The organism is Paraburkholderia sp. SIMBA_027, assembly GCF_046535315.1.
GTDB classification, from domain to species: domain Bacteria; phylum Pseudomonadota; class Gammaproteobacteria; order Burkholderiales; family Burkholderiaceae; genus Paraburkholderia; species Paraburkholderia tropica.
Genome location: NZ_JAWRWY010000801.1, coordinates 1 through 264, shown reverse-complemented (window position 1 = coordinate 264; position 264 = coordinate 1). Strand labels below are relative to the sequence as shown.

Annotated in this window: 1 pseudogene; it reads right to left on the bottom strand. The window is 67.4% G+C overall.

Going from position 1 to position 264, the window contains the following annotated elements:
- Window positions 1-264, bottom strand: a pseudogene (locus SB764_RS41275) (histidine kinase); the annotation flags it as partial.

Genomic DNA, 264 nt, shown 5'->3' with positions numbered 1-264 from the left:
GGTCGAGCTGCGATTTCGTCTGCGCCGACAGATCGTCGCCATGCGGCGAGTGATTGAGCCATGTCAGCGCCTGTGCGGCGAATTCGTTGGCACGATGTGACGCCGTGATCTGAAACAGCACATCGGAGACCGAGCGCCCGGCCGGCGAATGGCGCGCCCCCGGATTCCCGTCGAGCTCCCCGCACAACGCCGCCACCCGCTCGTTCGCCAGCAGAACGACGCCCGATGCGGCCGCGATCAGGGTCGCTTCCGGCAGGCTGTCGA